The following is an 18,781-nucleotide window of genomic DNA, read 5'->3' as shown; positions in this document are numbered from 1 at the left end:
CCATGCGGCTATGGAATGACTTTGGTTTCTATTGTCTTTTTTTTAGAATCGTATTAGATCTCGTGTTTTCATGCAAACCTACGTTGGATGGTTAGGATTTGACCGAACCAACCATCATCCCCTTAACGAAATGACGCTGCAGGAATGGATAAATGACAATAATCGGGATCGTCGCGAGTATAATTGTCGCCATCTTGATACCTTCCGGATCCATATGGGCAAGCCCGCTAAATTGCGATGAATTCGGATCAATACTGATATCTTCCGATACAATCAACTGCCGGAGCTTCACCTGAAGCGGCCACAAGGCAGGCTTGTTGATATAATATAAGGCACTCTGGTACGTGTTCCAATGGTTTACTGCGTAGAAAATTCCGAGGGAAGCCATCACTGGCTTGGACAGTGGAAGCACGATATTCCAGATCATTCTGAGCTCCGAACACCCGTCGATACGACCTGAGTCGATCAACTCGCTTGGAATTTGCATAAAGAACGACCGCATGACGAAGAAGTTAAAGGCACTGATAGCGCCAGGAATGAGCAGCGCCCACAGGGAGTTGGTCAGATGCAGGTTTTTCATCAAAATAAAGTTAGGAATCAACGGCGCACTGAACACCATCGTGATTAATACCATAAGTACAATCACGTTACGACCGACATATTCAGGTCTGGAAACGGGATAAGCGAGTGAAGCTGTAGCAATCAGATTAATGAATGTGCCTACCACCGTAATATACACCGTGATGCCGAACGAGCGCCAGATTGCCGCATCGCTGAATACATATTGATAGTTAATCGCCGTGAATTCGACAGGCAGGAAGAAAACCTTCCCGTTCACAATCGCTTCCGAAGCGGAAAACGATTGGGCCAGCACGTTCAAGAACGGCAGGAGCATCGCTAACGATAAGAGTGTCAAGAAGAGCATATTGAAGATGTTAAAAACTTGCCAACCGGCTGTCGGCTTGCGATTCATAAAGCGTTCACCTCCGTCTAGTACAAGCTTTCACCCGTCGTTTTCTTACTCAAGAAATTACCAATGACAATAAGGGCAAGGCCGACTACCGACTTAAAGAGCCCAATGGCCGTTGTATAGCTAAATTGCTGACCGAGTAAGCCTGCCGTATAAATATACGTATCTAGAATTTCACCATGCTCTTTATTAAGCGGATTCAAGAACACGTAAACACGTTCAAAGCCGAAATCGAGGAACTTCCCAATGTGCAGCAGGAACAAAATCATAATGGTCGGCAGCAGCGAAGGAAGCGTAATGGAGATTGTTTGCCGCCAGCGGCTGGCGCCATCTACTTCCGAAGCCTCATATAAATCCGGATTAATTCCCGCCAAGGCGGCCAAGTAAATAATCGTACCATACCCAGAATCCCGCCAAATCCCTGAGGAAATAAGCACCGTGCGGATCCATGATTCTTCCCCTAAGAAATAGATGGGCTCGAACCCGAGCCAAGCGAGGAAGTGGTTCACCGCTCCTGTAGATGGAGACAAGATACCGATCGCGATACCGCTCACGATGACCCACGATAGAAAGTGAGGCATGTACACGACCGTTTGCAGCACTCGCTTGTACAATACGATGCGTAATTCATTCAAGAGAAGCGCTAGTACAATAGGCGCCGGGAATGCCAGGAATAGATCGTACAAGCCAATTAACAGCGTGTTATTCAAAATCTTAAGAAAATCGTAATGCGCAAACATACGGGTAAAGTTGTCCAAGCCAATCCATTTACTACCCGTAAAGCCATCGAAAATGTTGTAATCCTGAAAAGCGATCACCGAGCCGAGCAGCGGTACATATTTGAAAATAATAAAATACAAAATCCCTGGCAGTGAAATCAGATATAAGGCTTTGAACTTCCAAAGCGTTCGCAGAAAGCTTCTGCCTTTACTCGTTTGCGCAGGCCGATTTGCCCGCTTCACCGCTTGTGCGTTGACCGCCATCCTCATGGCCCCCTCACTTGATCTATCTTCGATGTTATAGCTACATCGTACCTGTACGAAGCGTTCCCAACAATGGATTGCCTTTTCACCAACTTGTGTTTTTTTTAGGTAGAAAGTTACAGTCTACTCGTTTCTTTAGCTCATCTAGGCCATTGACTTAACGCTAGTAAATAGTATAATTCAAACTATACGATAACGTATGTTTTGGGGTGAATGATTTTGTTACAAACAGCCGATGATTGGATACGCGCAGGATTAGAGATGATGTCCCAAACTGGCATTGCCTCTGTTAAAGTCGAAGCCGTGGCCCGACAATTACGAATCAGTAAGGGAAGCTTCTACCACTACTTCAAGGATCGGGCCGATTTTCTTGAGGCTATACTTGCTTACTGGGAGAAGCATTTAACGCAAGATATTATTCGCCAAATGGACGAAGATGAGCTTTCCCCAAAGGAACGGCTTCGCCAATTAGTGCACCATAGTTTTTCAGAAACGACCCGCTTGCAAGCCGCCATTGTCGCGTGGGCAAATCAAGATGAACTTATCGCTGAGCGAATGATGCGGATTGAACAGGAACGAGTAGATTACCTCAGCAAGCTATTTTACGAAATGGGGTTCTCTCCTGTAGATTCTGTTGTCAGAGCCGAACTATGTTACTTTACATTCCTAGGCTGGATAGACCGAAAGAGTAGGAATCCGGCGTTAATATCCGTCCATTTGGCTGATGAATTTATTAACCTGATCTCTCAGCAGCACTGAAAATAAAAAAGGAGATGAATAGAAATGAAAACCGTATTAGCCGTAATAACAATTTTGACAGACGATGTCGATAAAATGATGACCTTTTATGAAAATATTCTTGGGTTCCATGTGGAAAGTCAGATGGAGGGTTATGCCGAGCTTCGAAATGAAGGCGTCAGGTTTTCCATTTGCGCGCGTTCCATCCTCGCTGAAATAACCGATCAACATCCTAGCTTTAGAGAGCCCAAACGCGGACAATGCTTTGAATTGTCTTTTCCATTAGATTCGCATGCAGATGTGGATAAAGCCTATGAGGAAATCGTAGAAGCTGGAGCGACTCCGATCAAAGGGCCTACCACCATGCACTGGGGTCATAGAACCGCATTTTTCGCTGATCCTGACGGAAATATTCACTCTATCTATGCCATTTAGCGGTTTTCAAGCTCTAGCTTGAGATCGCACGAGAAGGCATTCATTCGGAGGGAGATGCAAAGTAATGGTCGTTTTAATTGGATTATCGGCTCTACTATTGGTAGGCATCGGAGGGCTGCATATCTATTGGGCATGTGGCGGCAAATGGGGAGGGGCGGCTGCTATCCCTACAGGTGAATCGCAAAAGCCCCTATTTACTCCAAGCATACTAGGTACATTCCTTATTGCCTTTCTTTTATTCGTTGCCGCTTTTCTGCTTATGATCCAAGGCGGGCTGCTCGCTTCCTTTCATCCTGAACAGGTTGTCAGATGGGGATGTTGGGTTTGTGTCATCGTCTTCGGGTTTCGAGCTATCGGTGATTTTAAATACATTGGTCTTTTTAAAAGAATGCGGGCATCGCGCTTTGCTACCTATGATTACTTATTGTTCACGCCCCTTTGCCTGTGGCTATGCTTCATCTTTTACATGGCCATCCGTATGGAAGGATAAGGGCAGGTCCAATTCTTTCCTGAGTTCCTACAGCCAAGACGACAAGCTCCTTAGTAGAATACAGGTTGCATGGGCAGCGAACACTATTACAATCAACAAAAGGACATATAACATGGATTCACAACGCAAACAATATCGAATACCATCACGAGTGAAATCCGACGACTCCGATACTTTCGTCCTACAGCAGTTCTCGACGCAATTACATATGAAGGATGAGATGCATGGTTGTCAGTAAACAACAGGTCATTGAGCATGGACTTGCATTTTTACAAGGAGTTGGAACAGAAGCGATTTGTAAGGTATGCATACCGAACGGCGGATCTTGTTGCAACAGCTGTGACTTTTTATTAGATCGAGTTGGATGTCAATTGCGCAACACAAGCTGTACGTCATGGCTTTGCGGCTTTCAACAATATGTACTTTTGGAAATGGACCTTCTTGACACGTGGAAAAGCTTCTGGAAGCAGGTTCCAGGCCAAGATTTCAGGCAGGATTTCACCCCAGACACTGTATCTATTAACGAGTGGATGGAAATCCCTTCTATAAGTGAAGTCAGCCATGCTTTTGCTAGCGATCTTCAAGAACTCTTACATCTTAAGCTTATACATATCCGTCCGTTCAACGATAAATTATTTACGTGTATGGAAAAGCTTTCGCAATGCGAGGATAAGGGACCGCGGCGTTATGCCCTAAAAAGAATAAACGTACATATGAAGGACTTTAAACAATTTAAAGTCCTTAAAGACTGCTTAAAACCATATAAAGCATGAAACCATGGAGTTATTCATGGCTTCATGCTTTTTTCCTGTTTCCAGAAAACAAAACGCACGCTTCACATATTTTTCACTAAAGTTCGCATAATAAGTTGACAAAATCCACTTTCTAAAGGAGAAACCCTATGAAACAGCATCCCTACGCTACTCAAATTGTTCTTGCAGCAGCACTTGCTTCAACACTGTTATTCACAGGCTGCACCCGAGATAACAACAAGATTCAACAGCAAAGCACCACGATGCAGAATAGAACGATTCCTCAGCAGACCGCACAGACTGCACAGACCGACAATAAGATCCAAATTGCCCAACAAGCTGCAGCTAACATTTTGAAATTAAATCAAGTCCAACAAGCTAATGTGCTTGTCACCAATCGCAATGCCTACGTAGCCGCTGTGCTTCATCAAGGAACCGGGCTCTCACGTGACGTGGAGGATCAAATCGCTAAGCAAGTAAGAGCGACAGATCCCAATATTCAAAATGTTTATGTATCAACAAATCCTGATTTTTTCGGCCGCATCAGTACGTATGTTAATGATGTTCGCCAAGGTAAGCCCGTATCCGGTTTCTTCGCAGAATTCAGCGAAACCGTAAAACGAATTTTCCCGAACGCGCACTAGGCTTATTCAGAAAGCACAAAACCAACAAAAAGCTGTCGCTCAAAGTAACTACTTTGAGGACAGCTTTTTAGTTTAAGATTCTGTTTTCACAGCCGCTGCTCGCTTCTTCACTACGAATCGCTTCAAATCCTTGAAGCCGATAAACTTCTTCGTTTCCTCATTCCACATGTGGAATTTAAGAGATTCCAGACTTGTACGTAAGGTTATCGTTTGTACATTCCGCAAAACCTCATTTTTATTATGAGCCTTTTCCAAATAGTAATTCGGCACTCTCGGGCTCAAATGGTGAATATGATGGAAACCGATATTGCCTGTAATCCAGTGAAGGAACTTCGGCAGATTGTAGAAGGAGCTTCCGTGCATAGCAGCCTTCACATAATCCCATTCCTCGTCATTTTCATAATAGGATTCCTCGAACTGGTGTTGTACATAAAAAAGCCAGATTCCAGCTGCCCCTGAAAGGAAAAACATAGGGCCTTGTACCAATAGAAACGACTGCCAACCAATTGCCCAGCACAACAAGGCAGCTCCGCCAAAAATACCTAAATTCGTTACGTACGTGTTAATGCGTTCTTTCATTCCCGCACGCTTGCGGTTAAAGCGATAATCAATCAAGAAAATGTAAATCGGTCCGATGATGAACATCACAAAAGGACTCCGATACAGGCGATAAACTAATCTTTTCATCCAAGATAAAGCAATATATTCATCTACCGTAAGCGTCCAGATATCGCCAACGCCTCTTCGATCCAAGTTCCCGCTCGATGCGTGATGAATGGTATGCGTATGACGCCATTGGTGATAAGGAACACAGGTTAGAATACCTGTAATTGTACCTAGTACATCGTTAGCGAGCTTATTTTTGAAAAAAGATTTATGACAGCAATCATGAAAGATGATAAACGTTCGAATAAGAAATCCAGCTGCGACGATATCAAAGACAAGAGTAAGCAAGAATGAAACCGATAGACTCAGATAGGCGAAATACCAGAGTAGGAAAAACGGCACGAGCGTATTAATGATCTGCCACACACTGTGCTTAAGATGTGGTCTTTCGTAAGGAGCGATATCTGAACGCCACCCACCCTTATCTTCATAACTCATTCTTATAAAACTCCCTCTCCGACTTAAATCGGACCTTATTTGTTTCCATCTTGGTGTACTACGCGCTCCCTAATGAAAAGGTATCCATTACTTCTGAGATCGAGACCACGACCTCATCATCATAAGGGGGATTCTTTCATTTGTAAAATGCAATATAAGTAATTTTTATAAATTACATTTCCAGGGAGTTCTCAGTGGATTCTCATTGGAGACGGTTAGTGCATCTTCCGTGTAATTACTCGCAATTTAAATCTGGAGGGCACGCCCTCAGATGGCACTGATCTCTTAGACGCTCCATCATCATGTTTTCCTTCAAAATATTTAAGCAGCGAAAATTTATTTTAATATATAAGTTGATAGCTTCTTATCTTGGACACAATCCGGTGGTAGCTATGCTCCATTCAGTCTGCTGTCCCTGCTGAGTTCCTGCGGCTCAATGATTAGCATATTCTAAGTGCAATGAGGTCATATTAAAGAAGAAGCCCGTGCACATTCTAAATGATGAAAGAAGGTGAAGGGAATGCTTGGGAAGTTCTTTGTGAAGATGCTGCTAAATGGCGTTTTTATAGTTCCTCTCTTGATGTATGTTACGCAAGCAACTCTTATTGAAGCTCTCTTTGGTTCGTATGCTTTTTCCATAGTCTCTTACATTGCAATTGATCAACTGCTCTTAAGACTTACTGGCAACGGGGTCGCAACGCTAGTAGATGTAGTTCTGGCCTTTGCTTACTTCTGGATGTTGGAAAAATTCTTTTTCCACTGGTCCTTCACCTTTACGAATTTGGCGATTATCGCCATAGTATTCGGCATTATTGAGTACTTCGTGCATATTTATTTTCAAAAGGACAAAGGGAAGATCGGACGAACCAGCTTTGATGATAACTAGCGAAGAAAAGTAGAAATAGAATTCGTCTTAAAACCACGATATGAAAAGATAAAAAAGAGGCGATCCCAGAAGGGGATCAGCGAATGAGAGAGTCACAAATAACGTGCAAAAACGCCCCCAAAACCACCGTGTAAGTGGGGATGGGGGCGTTACTTTTCAGGAAAATCCAAGTTTTAATTAACTTATTTCGCTAACGTCCAGACATCGGATTTCCCAGGCACTTCACCTTTCGTCCACCATTTGGCTAGGTAGATTTTTCCTTCGTAGCTGACTTTGGCTTGTCCAACATAAACTCTACTTGAGCTCCATGCCTGCACGACATCGGCACTAACCAACTTCCAAACATCGGAGCTATCCGGTTGCTCGCCCTGCGTCCACCATTTGGCCGCATACTCCAACCCCTTATAAGTTACACGGTTACCCTCTAGGTATACCTTAGAAGTATCCCAGTCCGTTGTTGGCGAACTCTTAGGCTTTGTAGTCACTTTGAGTTCGCTGCTGCGCGCTGATTGGTTACCAGCTGCGTCTAGAGCAACGATCGAGTAGCTGTATGGCGTATTAGCCGCAAGCCCAGTGTCCGTATACGATGGCTGCGTAACAGTCCCCACAAGTCCGCCATTACGATATACGTCGTACTTCACAACGCCCACGTTGTCCGTGGAGGCGCTCCAAGCCAGTGCAACGCTAGCATCCGTTTGACTGCCAGACTGTACATTGTAAGGAACTGTAGGCGCTTGAGTATCAACAGGCATGGGAGGAGTGGTTGACGCTTTCGTGCTAACCGTCACCGACTGACTCGGTGCCGAATGTCCGCCAGTTCCACAAATAGATACAACGAGATAGGTATACGAGGTGGAAGGCTTTAGACCTTTATCCTCATAGGACGGTTGAGTCGCTATGCCTACATTTTTGCCATCCCGGTAAACTTCGTAATGCTTGATCCCACTCGGCGCCATGGAGGCTAACCAGCTTAAATTAATGCTTGTATCCGTCTGAGCTGTAGACTTTAGCTGGGTAGGCGTTGTTGGAATCTCTACCACAGGTCCTCCCGTTCCGTCATTCACCAGATTCACGTCAATGACCTGATAGAAGGCGTTGCCAGTATCCGCTATTTCCCATACGCCTAGGAGGAGTTGATATCCACTGCGGTCTGTCGGCAGATTACATTCATGGGTGACTGTAGCTGCTGGCTTCGCCCCACCGTCATTAAATGAGCAAACGAGTTCCAATTCGCTTCGAGTTAACGGTTTATTGGGATCCCAGTCTTTCTTCGTTATGTAGTACTTCCATTCTTTCGTACTGTGCTGTGCAGTCAAATGCCAGGTGAAGGATTGCTTGCCGCCTTTCAGCGTCACTTTCTTCCAACGATCCGACGTTTGCTCATAGAGATCAGGATATTTATCAGCGCCCGTTATTTGACCGTCAACTGGACCGGATTCAGGGAAGGAACCTTTCCCCTCCACACTTTGAGGTTCGTATTGGATCGGGCCGCAGCCCGTATTTTGCCCCTGCTGGCATAGAACTGTCCGGCTTGTCGGCGCCTCTAAATAACCGTGCGCTGATGCGCGTTGTGCAAACGCCAAGGATAGCGCTGCCCCAAGCAGCAGTAATCCTAACATCATCAGAAATGGTGAAACACGTAACGCAAGCCTACCGCGTAGACCAAGCTGTCCCATAAAACTCATCCTCTCGTTGTTAAAATATGTACTATTTTACATTACGTGATGTTTCCACGTTTGCCCAGTTACGCAATACCTAACCTTTGCCTACTGTATGCATCCAGACGACTAGGACAAGCGCCTAATTTTCCATGTAAATAATTACAATTCCCCCTTGGCAGTTGCTCCGACAACCATCTGTCATACGCATCTGACGCGTAGAGCTTCGATGAATCTGGGACCTGCCTAGACATTTCGGCCCACCCGGGCAAGAAATTCCGGAACTTGCCCATAGCTATCGCGACACAATTTTACGGCTTCGGCTGGTTCCCTGACGGCACCTATGCTGCTTTCGCCGTATATTGCAAAGAAAAAGACGGTATGAACGGTGTATATGTCGCCAATGCTAAGACTGACAAAATCGATCAGCTCGGTGACTTCCAAGACGTATCCCACATCGCTTGGATCACACCGGGGTCCTTTTCGGCACTTCCATTGTAGGAACTTTCCCTATGCACGACGAATGCTTAAAGAACAACGGTATGCGGAAAGGAACCAGTGAAGTGAACATTCTCATTATTGAAGACGATTCCAGCATCCAAATGCTGCTTAAACTAAGCCTTGAGGTTGAGGGCTTTCAACCTGCGGTCGTCGGCACAGTCACAGAGGGCCTCGAGCATCTGGGGGCTAGACACACGGACTTAATCCTCCTCGATCTCATGCTTCCCGACCAGTCTGGCTTCGAGCTGTTGAAGACGCTCCAGCAAATATATAAAGAGATTCCTGTCATCGTCCTCACAGCCAAAAATGAAATGAACGACAAAATATTAGGCTTCCAGCTTGGAGCCGATGATTATTTAACCAAGCCCTTCGAGGCTCGGGAGCTTATTCTACGGATTCGCGCCGTTATGCGCCGCATGAAAGCGGATACAATTCAATCCATAGACATCATACAAGTTGGTGTGATCGAAATCGATAAAACACAGCGCACGTTCAAAGTAGCAGGCAGCCTCGTAAAAACAACGAGCAAGGAATTTGAGCTGCTTTGGCTGCTGTGCAAAAATCCGAAGAAGGTGTTTACGCGCGAACACCTGCTAGATCAAGTCTGGGGCTATGATTACTATGGACAGACCCGGTCTGTCGACATGATGGTGAATCGCCTGCGCGAAAAAATGAAGCCTCACGATCATGTGCTAGCCACCGTTCACGGGACGGGCTACAAGCTGGAGGTTTGAGCGATGAGGTTGCGCAACAAACTGTTTATTCAGCATACGATTACGATCATCATGCTGCTCGCAGCTATGTATGTCGTCGTGAATTACACCCTAAGCAAAAGCATGATCGAACGAGATTCGCAGACACTCAGCCAATACTATTCGCTGCACCGCATCGAAGCCTTGAAAATTGTAAACGATAAGAAAATCAGCATCGAACAATTATTTTCAGGGACATATGCGCCTTTGATCGCCTCTCACTTGGCAGCTAACAGCAACTTCCAAGTTCAGTTATTTGATCCGGAAGGCACGATTATCGGGGACAGCGGTAACAAAGAGGATTTGGTCAAACGGAGCGACATCGTCGCCGCGCTTGGCGGGCAAACGGCAACCGTTATCACGGAAGGCGAGGCTGGCAAAGTCCTCATCTATGCCTCCCCCTTCGCTTACGAAGGGAGGATTGTCGGCGGCTTCCGCTATCTGCTTGACCTGAATCAGCATGAACAGACGCTCGCTGAGATGCGCAGATGGTTTATTGGCGTAGCCCTCGGCTGCTTGCTTATCGCATTGCTTGCAAGCTACTCCTTCTCCTTCTTCCTTATGAAGCCGCTGCACGCGCTGCAACAAGCGCTCAAGCTTGTTGCTATCGGTGATTTCAGCCGCAAAATTATTGTCCGCAGCCAAGACGAGGTTCGTGAGCTGGCTGATGATTTCAATCTAATGTCCGAGGCGCTGCAAAAGCATATCGAGCTGCTGCATTACGAGCAAGGCAAGCAGAAAACATTTTACGATAATGTAACCCATGAGTTGAAAACGCCGCTCACTTCCATCATCGGCTTCTCCGACCTTATTGATAAAATGGAACGAACCGACGACATCCGTACATGTAATGTATACATCCGCAAGGAGAGCACGCGACTACTCCAGATGGTCGAGGAACTGCTGCAATCATCACTTAAAGGAGACGAAGCATGGCGCATACAGCTCGAACGCACCGATCTAGCGGCGCTGCTGAGCGATAGCCTTCGCATCTTGGAGCCGACACTGAACAAATCCGCGATCTCTACAACTTTGCTGGCAGATCCCTGTCAGGTGTACCTTGATCCTAAACGCACCCAACAGGTGCTTTTCAATGTCATCGATAATGCGATTAAACATAGTGAGTGCACGCAGCTGCACATAAGACTAGAGCATGCGGACGGTCAATGTATTGTGAGAATCTCTGATAATGGCAAAGGGATGAGCGACAGCGAAGTGCAAGCGCTGTTCCTCCCTGCTGATGAGAAGCCGTCTCGCCCAATTTCAGCTCAATCTCATGGGCTGGGTCTCCTCTTATGCAGACAATTAATGAAGCTTCAAGGCGGCAGCATATCCGTTCAGAGCCGAGAGGAGCAGAGTACGGATGTTGAGCTTTTTTTCCAGACTGAGCTGCAACCTTCACAGATTTTGTTACAAAATTGATACAAATCAGCGATTTTTCTGAGATAAAAGGAGAGTAATCTACATGCAAGAGGAGAAGAAAGGGCTTTCATGGTTACGTCTCATCTTATTGCAAATTGTCATCGGGTGTTCGTTGATCGGTATTTTCGCCTATGTGTTTCGTATTGGGATCGATGAAGTGCGGATCGTGCCTAAGGAGTCAACTAACCGCGACATGTTCGACGGTGTTCCGATGAGCATGAATATCACGTACCCAGGAATCGGCACTATCGCCATCGACGATCCGAAGGAGCTCATTGCGTGGAAAGCATCATTCTCCCGCTTGTTAATCGCTGGTAAGCAACAGAATCGTGCAAACGCTTCCCGTTTGCTGCTGTCTGGTTCAATTGCTTACCTGGATCAGGAGGATGTTCCGTTTCAAATCGGTACCAGCGGCTTGAGCTTCGGGTCGGAGTCGGTCAATTCACTTGAAGTTAGCGCTGAGATTCGTAAGCTACAGAACATGCTAATCGATAAAACGCTAACTTCGGATACGGTAGGAGCGGCTATTGAGAATGCGAGTCATGAGGTGTTCAGTTTGCAAGATGGCAAGCTTACAGCGCTATCCGAAGCTGAACGCGCAGCATTGACAAGACAAATGCGCTCAGCCGTAAGGCTTATCGATTTCAGTCATTTTGACTTTATGGCTGAGAGGCCCAGCGCCCACTATGTCGTGCAATTGACCGACGAGCTGAAGAGCAGAAAACATTGGCTGCATGTCGACCGATATGACAACGCTTACTTCGTTGTTTTCGATTTGTTGGATGAAACGAACCACAAAGCCTATTTCAAGCTTAGCGATACCTCCTAACCTACTGAGGGGATGGTTGATAGAAATGGCTAGAAAAAAAAGTAATAGTTCCATCATGATCGTGTCGGTCATTGTTGTTGTATTGGTTGCAGGATTCTTCCTTTACAAATCAGGCGTGTTTGGCGGAAAAGCAAAGGGTAAAATTACGGTGTACTCGATTTTCCAGGAGGAAGAAGCACGCAAAATTCTAGATAAATTTAAAGCGGAAACTGGCATCGACTATGACGTGCTTCGTCTGCCGAGCGGTGAAGCGGTCACTCGTGTGCAAAATGAAATGGGCAAACCACAAGCCGACTTCTTATTGGGCGGACCTGCTGATTCCCACGAAGTGTTGAAAAAAGCTGGCGCTTTAGAAGCCTATATCTCTCCGAATTCCAAGGATATCGCCGAGAATGTAAAAGATAAAGATGGCTTCTGGACGGGATTCTATCTCAATCCGATTGCGATTGGCATCAATCAGGATCGCTGGAAAGAAAAATACGGGACGGATGCTTATCCGCAAACGTTTAAAGACCTGTTAGATCCGAAATTCAAAGGCGAAGTCGGCATGTCCGACCCTGCGACTTCGGGAACTGCCTACACAGCGGTAGCTTCTCTTGCGCAAGTATGGGGAAAAGACGAAATGCTGAAGTACGTTGCGCAGCTTTTGCCGAACCTCAAGGAAAGACCGAAATCCGGCATCGAACCGATTCAGAAAGCCGCTAAAGGCGAATATACAATTGGCATCACCTTCCTTGGCGACCAACTAAAGTTGAAAAATCAAGGGAATCCGATTGTTAGTATCGTTCCAGAAGCAGCAGGTTATGAAGTTGGCGGCCTTGCTATCGTCAAAGGTGGCGCTAACACCGAAGGCGCGAAAAAGCTAATGGATTATATGCTTACAAATGAACCTGGTATTCTGTACACAGAGTCCGCGTTTGCCATTTCTGTGAAGGCTTCTGTACCGATTCCCAAGAACGGTATTGATATCAAAACAACGAAATACAACACTACTTACAGCTTGTGGAAAGCTGCAGAACAGCGTAAAGAACTGCAAGATGCGTTGAAAAACCTCAAATAAGTAAGCGTTTACAAATTGGCATTGGAAGCGTCACCGCGAGCTTCCAATGCCCTCCTACACAATGAATTTGGAAGGTGGTCGTAAGCCCCTTATGATGATAGAAAAAAAAGGTATGGGCGCGTCGGTCAGCAGACTGGTCAAAGATCCATCTTCGCTGATTCTTGTCCTCATCAGTTTTGCCGTTCTCTGTCTCTTCGTCATTTACCCGCTCATTTATGTTGTTGCCCTGCCGGGCGGAGCTGACTGGAAAACTTTCTTTAGCAAAAGCCGTTACGGTACAGCCCTGCTAAACACCATCGTCAGCTCCTCCTTATCCGCTTTGACAGCAACCGTTTGCGGCTTTATTTATGCGTATTCCATTCATTACAGCAACATCGCCGGAAAAAAGTTTTTCCGCTTCATCGCCTTTCTCCCGATTCTTGCGCCTTCCGTCATGACGGGCCTTGCCTTCCTGCTCCTATTCGGCAGAGGCGGTATGGTTTCACAGACCATGAAGGCATGGTTTAACGTTGAACTAGATCTTTACGGACTGCCAGGGCTCTGGATTGTCCAAACGATTTCTTATTTCCCGCTTGCTTACATGACCATTACAGGCGTCCTTCGTGCCATTTCGCCTAACCTCGAAATCGCCGCTCAGAACCTTGGCGCGCGCGGCTTCAAGCTTTTCCGTACAATTACGTTCAAATTAGCTCTTCCAGGCGTCATTAATGCCTTCCTACTTGTAGCGATTAACTGCTTCGCCGACTTCGGAAATCCCAAGCTGATTGGTGGCAATTACTCCCTCTTGGCTGTTGAAATCTACGGAGAAATTATTAATAACGAACCCGGACTCGCGTCCGTGATGGGCATTATTCTCGTTATCCCTGCCTTGCTCGTATTCGTCATTCAAAGCAAGCTATTGTCCAAAGGCTCTTATTCGACGATTACAGGAAAGCCCGTTTCCGGTTTGAAACGAGTGACGACGTCTCGTAAAACCGATGTTTTACTCTTTATTTTCAACAGCATCATGGCGCTCTTCATCTTATCCATGTTTGCGATCACACTCTTATTCGCTTTCACCAAAAATTTTGGACGCGATAACACATTTACGCTGGATCATATATTCAAAATCGTCTTCAACCCTTCCAGCCCTGCGGTACTGAACAGCTTAGTCCTTTCACTAATCAGCTCAATTCTGGCTGTAGGCTTTGCGCTCGTGTTAGCTTATGTCGTCGTACGCAAGCCATTTCCGGGCAAAAAATTGCTGGATTTCACAGCCGTGCTGCCCATTGCCTTACCAGGTACCTTCGTTGGTCTAGCCTTGATCGTCGCTTTCAGCTCAGGCCCTATCATCCTGCAAGGATCGGCCATCCTTATCATCGTCGCCATGCTGCTCAAGCAGATGCCCGTCGGTTATCGTGGACTTACGGCTTCCTTCAAGCAGGTCGATAAATCGATTGAGGAAGCCGCAACGAATCTTGGCGCGGATAGCCGCCGTACACTAACTACCATCGTCTTCCCGATGCTCCAAAAGACGATTGTGGCGAACTTCGTCTATGCTTTTATGAAAAATATGAACACCTTGAGCACAATCGTGTTTCTGATTACCCCCAAATGGGTCGTCGCTGCAGTCTCCATCTTCAATTACGCAGAGACTGGCACTTATTACTGGGCGGCGGCTGTAGCCGTTGGTTTGATGGGTGCTACTCTGCTTACGCTTGGTGTGATGAAGCTTATTTTCCGCTCGAAGGTCAAAATATTCGATTTCTAACCGTCAGGAGTGAGGCATATGAGTTCCAACGTATTGCTTGATTTAAAAAATGTGAGTAAAGTATTTGGTACCAATCACGTCTTGAAACAGATTGACTTACAGATTGAACGCGGTAAATTCATTACCTTCCTAGGGCCAAGCGGCTGCGGTAAAACAACGCTGTTACGATCGATTGCTGGTTTTTATACGATTGATGAAGGTGAAATTCGCATCGATGGACAGATCGTTAACGATCTGCCGCCCTACAAGCGTGGAACGCCGATGGTTTTTCAAGAGTATGCCTTGTTTCCGCACATGACCGTGTTCGATAATGTCGCTTATGGGTTGGATATTCAGAAACGCCCTGAGGCAGAAGTGCAGGATCGCGTCAAATCAGCGATGGCGAAAGTGAAGCTAACCGGTCTTGAAGAGCGATATCCGCATGAGATGTCAGGCGGACAACAACAGCGTGTGGCGATGGCGCGAGCGCTCGTTATGAACTCACCGATCATCCTCTTGGATGAACCGCTTAGCAATTTGGATGCGAAGCTGCGTGAAGAAGTGCGCGTCGAGCTGCGTAACATCCAGCTGGAGCTTGGCCTGACCGTTATTTATGTGACGCACGATCAGCTTGAGGCGCTGTCGATGTCGGATTACATCGTCGTCTTTAACAAAGGCGCAATTGACCAGTACGGTACGCCGCACGAGATCTACTATAAGCCCCGTACCCCTTATGTCGCTGACTTTATCGGCACAACGAATTTCGTGGATGCAGTTGTTCGCGAAGTTGATGGCTCTAAGGCCACTGTCGAGTATGACGCTGAGCACGGGCTCACCACAAGTGTGAATAGCGATGAAGCCGTCACGCTTGGCGAAAAGGTGCTGCTGAGCATTCGTCCTGAATCTATGCGAATTAATAAGCCCGAAATCGGTGATTTTATCATGAAGGGCTTCGTCAAATCGTCTATGTTCCTTGGCGAGAAGGAACGATATTTCATTCTGGACGATAACATGAAAGAATGGATCGTGGATGCCTACGATATCGGTCACATCAGGTTCGAGGGGAATGTCACCCTTAGTGCCGCAGCCGATAAAATTCATTTAATTAAGATCAGCTAATGGGTTAAAAATAAACGATGTAGCATGCAGAAAAGGGAAACTTTGGTTTCCTTTTTTGGCCGTTCAGGAGGGGTTAGGGGTATGTGGAAAAAGGCATTGCTTACGCTCGTCGTAGTCGCCTTGGTCTTCCTTGGCTTTCGGTTGTTTGGGGAAAAGAAAAGTAACCAGGCACTGAAAGTTTACGTTATCTTTCAAGAGGATGAAGGACGTATTCTGCTGGAGACGTTCAAAAAAAAGACCGATCAGCCGTATGAACTCATTCGGATGTCGAGCGGGGAAGCAAGCTATCATCTGCTGACGCTCGGTAAAACCGGCATCGATGTCGTGCTCGGCGGCCCGGCAGATCTGCATGAGCAGCTGAAAACCAAGAGCAAGTCCCTTCGCTATTTATCCCCTGCCGTTAACGGTATTCCCGGCAAGTACAAGGATAGCGACGGCTATTGGACAGGCATGTATATGGGTGCGCTAGCCATTGGCGTGAACCAAACCGTCTGGCAACAAGATCCTCAGCTTGCGGCGCTGCCGATGCCACAGCGGTATGAGGATTTGCTTCGCCCGGAGCTAAAGGGCAAGATCGAAATCCCCGACCCGGAAACGTCGGGGACGGGGTATACGCTGCTTGCTTCGCTTGCGCAGCAGCGTGGCGAAGCGCAGGCGATCGATCTGATGCAGGCGCTTAAGAAACAAAGCGCATCGACGACGTTCGCCGGGATTACGAGCGCACAGCGACTGGCCGAAGGCGAAGTCGCGACGGTCGTCTCCTTTCTCGGCGACCAGCTGCGCTTTAAGAACTCGGGCTACAACATCAGCTCGCTCGTCCCTCCGCAAGTCGGCTGGGAGATCGGCGCCGTCTCGATCTTGAAGGGCGGCAACAATCCGGCTGCGGCGAAGCAGTTGGTAGATTTCATGTTGTCCCGCGAAGTGCAGACGGACTACATGAACACAGCTTTTTCGTTTCCCGTGACCCCGGATATCCCGGTGAACCCGCTTCTTGCACCAGTGAAGCTGGAAAACCTGCTGGCTACGTATCGGTTTGATCTCGCTGCTCAGCATCGCGAGCAGCTGTTGAGCCAGTGGCGGGCAGCGCTGGAGTAAGGAGTTACTACTTTTCCAGTGAAAGTACTCCCCTAAGAAGCAGCAAACATCTATCGTTTTCTTTCATTTAGCATGTAGGTGGTATATATAAATATTTTAAAGAAGAAGACTATCTTTCAAGTAGTCCTAGCTACTAGGAAGATAGTCTTTTACATGCCGGATATTATTCCTCCGCTGCCCGTTAAGACAATTAATTGTTCAACCCTATGCACTGCACCCTATTCTTATCGTTTGCGAAGTGCACGACTGAACAAAACCAGAACCGGTGACAACAACACAGCAGCCACAACAAGAGACGCTCGCACGGAGAAACGATTCCCCACCCAGCCGACCAGTGGCCCACCAACTGTTTGGCCCAGTGCGTCGCTTTGGCTCATCATCGAAAGCACAGTCGCTCGCGACCTGCTCTCAATATTCAGGTTGAGCCACGTATCGTACATCGGCCCGCTCATTGTCCGTATTACTTCTAAAATCAGTACAGAAACCAGCACCCAGATGAAATTAGACGAGAGGGCAACAGACAAGATAGCAGCAATACGCGCTATCGTCAGCACGATCATACCCCGAAGAACGACATGTTCATTACACATATCTAATCTTCTTTGTGCAATCCCCATAGCAAATAAACTTAAAAACGTAGAGAGCACTGCGATGATGCCGAACCAGGCGGCTGCCGTGAACTGAATGCTTTGAGGGAATCCAATATCCATGATAAAATGCGCCTGCCAGAGTCGATCATAGCCCTCCGATGCCGCTCCGCTAAACAACGTCACGATTAGCATGAGTACTAATACAAAATGACGGCGAATCATTTGAGCACCTAAAACCCAAGTTCCCTTCATGTTCTGCCAATGCGAAGTGTCCGCTGTTCGCTTCATGGCGGTGAATTTCGTCTCCTTCATATAAATCAGTAGAAAGCCACCAAGCACTGCATACATGAGACCACCGATAACATAGGGAAGGTTAGGGGCTAATGCCGACAACCCAACGCTCAGCCCAATGCCTATTAAAGTTCCATATAGTCCAATGCGCTTCGCTTCCAGAAATAGGCCGCCTGCGTGCTCTTCGCCTACCTCATCCACGATCCAGGCTGTGTCTGCCCCACTGACGAACGTTGCTCCTACTCCGAAGATAAGCTGGGCAATAAGTAACCACAAGAACGCTGGAATAACAGAGCTACCCGTACCTAACCAAATCGCGCTGCCTTCCAGTATGAAACCAAAGCCCAGTACAAACATCCCAATAATGACGGACAATCTCCGGCTGTACGTATCCGCGATAACGCCTGTTATCCCTTCAAAAAGAAGTACAGTTACTTCCAATACCGCCCCTACCAGAAGCAGCTGGAAGGGATTGAGGCCTAACGCGATAATTTGGTATACCGCATATGTGGTGAACATCGTTGAGTTAGCCAGAGCTACCATAAATCCCATTATCGTATAAACTCGTGACGCATGTAATTTCATAATAAATATTTCCGCCCTTCTAATTGCGATAGAGGGCAGGAGTCACGAGTGCCACGCCAATCCAAAACGTCAAGCGAAGCTTCGAACGCGCCACTCTACCGCTCATCTTTCTCCAATTTCATAAGTTGCTCTGAGGAAAATATTTTAT

General features: G+C 46.8%; 20 protein-coding genes. 14 read left to right on the top strand and 6 right to left on the bottom strand.

From position 1 onward, the window contains the following. Positions 1–91: 91 nt before the first annotated feature. Both GK047_RS15560 and GK047_RS15555 read right to left on the bottom strand, forming a co-directional pair. Complete coding sequence (locus tag GK047_RS15560; protein ID WP_163948370.1) at positions 92–973, bottom strand: carbohydrate ABC transporter permease; 882 nt, start codon at positions 971–973, stop codon at positions 92–94. Between the two features lie 17 nt (positions 974–990). Next, positions 991–1,953: an ABC transporter permease gene (locus GK047_RS15555; RefSeq protein WP_163948366.1), complete on the bottom strand. Its 963-nt coding sequence runs from the start codon at positions 1,951–1,953 to the stop codon at positions 991–993. A 213-nt stretch (positions 1,954–2,166) separates the two neighbouring features. On the opposite strand from GK047_RS15555, the gene GK047_RS15550 reads away from it, so the two are divergent. The 5 genes from GK047_RS15550 (at position 2,167) to GK047_RS15530 (ending at position 5,012) form a co-directional block, all read left to right on the top strand. Beyond that, a complete protein-coding gene (locus GK047_RS15550) occupies positions 2,167–2,712 on the top strand; it encodes a TetR/AcrR family transcriptional regulator (RefSeq protein WP_163948363.1) in 546 nt (181 codons plus the stop codon). 24 nt (positions 2,713–2,736) lie between these two features. After that, positions 2,737–3,126 (top strand): VOC family protein, encoded by a 390-nt coding sequence (locus GK047_RS15545; RefSeq protein WP_163948360.1) that lies wholly within the window; start codon positions 2,737–2,739, stop codon positions 3,124–3,126. A 64-nt stretch (positions 3,127–3,190) separates the two neighbouring features. Further along, entirely contained in the window at positions 3,191–3,616 is a 426-nt protein-coding gene (locus GK047_RS15540) for a DUF3995 domain-containing protein (RefSeq protein WP_163948357.1), read from the top strand. 224 nt (positions 3,617–3,840) lie between these two features. Next, positions 3,841–4,389 (top strand): hypothetical protein, encoded by a 549-nt coding sequence (locus tag GK047_RS15535; RefSeq protein ID WP_163948354.1) that lies wholly within the window; start codon positions 3,841–3,843, stop codon positions 4,387–4,389. A gap of 128 nt (positions 4,390–4,517) precedes the next feature. Then, positions 4,518–5,012 (top strand): YhcN/YlaJ family sporulation lipoprotein, encoded by a 495-nt coding sequence (locus GK047_RS15530; RefSeq protein ID WP_163948351.1) that lies wholly within the window; start codon positions 4,518–4,520, stop codon positions 5,010–5,012. 72 nt (positions 5,013–5,084) lie between these two features. Here GK047_RS15530 and desA read toward each other — a convergent pair whose 3' ends face one another. Then, entirely contained in the window at positions 5,085–6,116 is a 1,032-nt protein-coding gene (gene desA / locus GK047_RS15525; protein WP_163948349.1) for a Delta(5) desaturase DesA, read from the bottom strand. A gap of 520 nt (positions 6,117–6,636) precedes the next feature. On the opposite strand from desA, the gene GK047_RS15520 reads away from it, so the two are divergent. After that, positions 6,637–7,002: a DUF2512 family protein gene (locus GK047_RS15520; protein ID WP_240343994.1), complete on the top strand. Its 366-nt coding sequence runs from the start codon at positions 6,637–6,639 to the stop codon at positions 7,000–7,002. Between the two features lie 182 nt (positions 7,003–7,184). Here GK047_RS15520 and GK047_RS15515 read toward each other — a convergent pair whose 3' ends face one another. After that, complete coding sequence (locus tag GK047_RS15515) at positions 7,185–8,624, bottom strand: lytic polysaccharide monooxygenase (RefSeq protein ID WP_240343979.1); 1,440 nt, start codon at positions 8,622–8,624, stop codon at positions 7,185–7,187. Between the two features lie 122 nt (positions 8,625–8,746). Beyond that, the gene (locus GK047_RS15510; RefSeq protein WP_163948340.1) at positions 8,747–8,914 is read right to left on the bottom strand and encodes a hypothetical protein; all 168 of its coding nucleotides are present in this window, start codon (positions 8,912–8,914) and stop codon (positions 8,747–8,749) included. Positions 8,915–8,945: 31 nt separating this feature from the next. On the opposite strand from GK047_RS15510, the gene GK047_RS15505 reads away from it, so the two are divergent. The 8 genes from GK047_RS15505 (at position 8,946) to GK047_RS15470 (ending at position 17,167) form a co-directional block, all read left to right on the top strand. Continuing rightward, positions 8,946–9,161, top strand: a complete 216-nt coding sequence (locus GK047_RS15505) for a hypothetical protein (protein WP_163948337.1) — start codon at positions 8,946–8,948, stop codon at positions 9,159–9,161. Between the two features lie 41 nt (positions 9,162–9,202). Continuing rightward, a complete protein-coding gene (locus GK047_RS15500) occupies positions 9,203–9,895 on the top strand; it encodes a response regulator transcription factor (RefSeq protein ID WP_205516806.1) in 693 nt (230 codons plus the stop codon). A gap of 3 nt (positions 9,896–9,898) precedes the next feature. Then, on the top strand, positions 9,899–11,335 hold the full coding sequence (locus GK047_RS15495) for a sensor histidine kinase (protein WP_163948331.1): 1,437 nt from the start codon (positions 9,899–9,901) through the stop codon (positions 11,333–11,335). Between the two features lie 43 nt (positions 11,336–11,378). Beyond that, the gene (locus GK047_RS15490; RefSeq protein ID WP_163948328.1) at positions 11,379–12,164 is read left to right on the top strand and encodes a DUF3919 family protein; all 786 of its coding nucleotides are present in this window, start codon (positions 11,379–11,381) and stop codon (positions 12,162–12,164) included. A gap of 25 nt (positions 12,165–12,189) precedes the next feature. Further along, on the top strand, positions 12,190–13,224 hold the full coding sequence (locus GK047_RS15485; protein WP_163948325.1) for an ABC transporter substrate-binding protein: 1,035 nt from the start codon (positions 12,190–12,192) through the stop codon (positions 13,222–13,224). A gap of 91 nt (positions 13,225–13,315) precedes the next feature. Further along, the gene (locus tag GK047_RS15480; protein WP_163948322.1) at positions 13,316–14,974 is read left to right on the top strand and encodes an ABC transporter permease; all 1,659 of its coding nucleotides are present in this window, start codon (positions 13,316–13,318) and stop codon (positions 14,972–14,974) included. Positions 14,975–14,992: 18 nt separating this feature from the next. Beyond that, positions 14,993–16,072: an ABC transporter ATP-binding protein gene (locus GK047_RS15475; protein ID WP_163948319.1), complete on the top strand. Its 1,080-nt coding sequence runs from the start codon at positions 14,993–14,995 to the stop codon at positions 16,070–16,072. Positions 16,073–16,153: 81 nt separating this feature from the next. Continuing rightward, on the top strand, positions 16,154–17,167 hold the full coding sequence (locus tag GK047_RS15470) for an extracellular solute-binding protein (RefSeq protein WP_163948317.1): 1,014 nt from the start codon (positions 16,154–16,156) through the stop codon (positions 17,165–17,167). Between the two features lie 224 nt (positions 17,168–17,391). Here GK047_RS15470 and GK047_RS15465 read toward each other — a convergent pair whose 3' ends face one another. Then, positions 17,392–18,633, bottom strand: coding sequence for an MFS transporter (locus tag GK047_RS15465; RefSeq protein WP_163948314.1), 1,242 nt, complete (start codon positions 18,631–18,633; stop codon positions 17,392–17,394). Between the last annotated feature and the right edge of the window lie 148 nt (positions 18,634–18,781).

It is taken from the genome of Paenibacillus sp. SYP-B3998 (genome assembly GCF_010820665.1).
Classification (GTDB): domain Bacteria; phylum Bacillota; class Bacilli; order Paenibacillales; family NBRC-103111; genus Paenibacillus_E.
This window is presented reverse-complemented; position numbering and strand designations above follow the sequence as displayed.